At 63.1% G+C, this 1,813-nt stretch carries 4 protein-coding genes; all 4 read right to left on the reverse strand.

Annotation, left to right across the window (positions count from 1 at the left end; all coding sequences use genetic code 11):
• Window positions 1–111 precede the first annotated feature (111 nt).
• On the reverse strand, window positions 112–435 hold the full coding sequence (locus tag AB0L58_RS42990; RefSeq protein ID WP_364397522.1) for a hypothetical protein: 324 nt from the start codon (window positions 433–435) through the stop codon (window positions 112–114).
• A 104-nt stretch (window positions 436–539) separates the two neighbouring features.
• Entirely contained in the window at window positions 540–875 is a 336-nt protein-coding gene (locus AB0L58_RS42995; protein ID WP_364397524.1) for a transposase, read from the reverse strand.
• 204 nt (window positions 876–1,079) lie between these two features.
• Window positions 1,080–1,397, reverse strand: a complete 318-nt coding sequence (locus tag AB0L58_RS43000; protein WP_364397529.1) for a helix-turn-helix domain-containing protein — start codon at window positions 1,395–1,397, stop codon at window positions 1,080–1,082.
• Entirely contained in the window at window positions 1,342–1,674 is a 333-nt protein-coding gene (locus AB0L58_RS43005; RefSeq protein ID WP_364397527.1) for a helix-turn-helix domain-containing protein, read from the reverse strand. The genes AB0L58_RS43000 and AB0L58_RS43005 overlap by 56 nt, the downstream gene beginning before the upstream one ends.
• Between the last annotated feature and the right edge of the window lie 139 nt (window positions 1,675–1,813).

Raw genomic sequence — 1,813 nt, forward strand, 5'->3', positions numbered from 1 at the left:
TTGACCTCGATACCAAGGATGGGCTTAAAGGCATTGCGCGCATGGACTGGGAGGCCTTCGGTAAAGGAGAAACGACAGCGCCGCCCGAGGTGGGGCCGATGCTGGAGGCCGCTACTCCTGGCGGCCGATCATCCAAGCTGTTCGCTCCGCGGTGTTCCCGGATCCGCTGACACTCAACTCTTTGCGTAGTTCTTTGACCTGGGGGTCGGTGGTGTCACCGTCGCCGTAGACCGCGGCCAATAGTTTCAGGGTTTTCAACGCTTCCTCGGCCTCGGGAGTCAACCCGCTCGAGGCGCCCTTATCACCACTGCTGCCACCCGAGTTCGAACCCTTCCTGCCACCACCGCCACCGCCGAGCCCGGACAATGCAGGCCCCTTCCCCTCCGCCTCGCCGACATCATCAGCCGGGACCTCGACATCCACAGGACTCGTCACGACTCTCCACCCGACCCACGCCGCAGTCGGGCGATATCCAGGACAGTGCACTCGAAGGGCAGGCGACTCATCGGACACCTCCTCCCACTATCGGTGTGTAATGGCTAGTGCCGTGTCAAGCAGCCTTCGTAGGTAATCGGGTAGCCGGATCTTGGAGTTGACGGCGAGCTCGCGTTTGGGCTTGGCGTGCTGGTTGTACCAGCGGATGTATGCGCCGATCGCGGCGTCCTGTCGCCGTGGCTGCGGTGGTTGGTTCCGTTCAACGCGAAGTACCGCAAGGCCGCGAACTCGGACTCGATCCAGTTCAGCCACGACGAGTAGGTGGGTAGGAACACCAGTTCCATGCCGTGGGCTGCGGCCCAGTCCCGGACCTCGGCTCGCTTGTGCGGGGAGAAGTTGTCGGCATGACGTAGATATTCTCGCCGGGCCAGCGACTTCAACAGCGCCAGAAACTCCTGCCATCGCTTGCGATCCCGGATCCGGTAGTGGATCTTCCCGGTTGGCCAGATCCAGTGCGCCGAGTAGGTGTCGCACGCCCTGAGTGCGGTGGTAGGTCGCCCGCAACCGTTTCGGGCTTTGTCGTGGAAACCAGCCGCGACCAGCGCGGGGTTGCAGGTTCAACGGCCCGAACTCGTCAACGCAGATCACCCGCCCGTCGGCGGGCCGATGGTCGTAGAGGTCGAGGATACGGCCCATTTTGGCATTGAACTCTGAGTCGGTGCCGGCTTTCCAGGTCTTGACCGCCTGCTACGACACCCCTCGCCTTTGAGGATCTTGCGCAGAGTCTCACGGCTGATATCGGCGATCTCGTTGGTGGCCACCACTTCTCGCAGTTTCGACAGGCTCCACACAGAGAACGGCCAGCCCAGATCTAGGGGGAAGCACCGGGCGATGCGGGCGATGCTTTCACGGGTCGCCTGATCGACCTTCTTCGGCCTGCTCGCGCTCCATTTTGGGTCCAGTGCCTCGAACCCCCGGTTCGTTGAACTCGTGGATCACCTGCCGCCCATAAGCGTCGCTGACCTGCATCAACCGGGCGATCGCGGGGACCGGCTGCCGCTGCGCCGAGGCCATCACCACGATCGCGCGTCGCATCCTGATCGGTTGTCTGCTCGTCTTCGTGATCCTCTGCAACCGGCGCCCCTCCTCCGGGCTCACCACTCGCACAAATACCTCGGGCTTCCGGGCCACCGGCACCACCTTCACCGGCAGCATCACCAGCCACAGGCTCACGATCACCCCGACACCCGGTTACCAAGGCAACCTATCTGGACGAGGCACTAGCTGGTGAGGGCGATTCGTGCACGTCAACGTGTTTTCTCCCGTGGAAAATCCTGACCGCTGCGGTGCGCGGGCGAGTTCCCATCGTTGGGAATCC

This window comes from Nocardia sp. NPDC052112 (assembly GCF_040680135.1).
Classification (GTDB): Bacteria; Actinomycetota; Actinomycetes; order Mycobacteriales; family Mycobacteriaceae; genus Nocardia.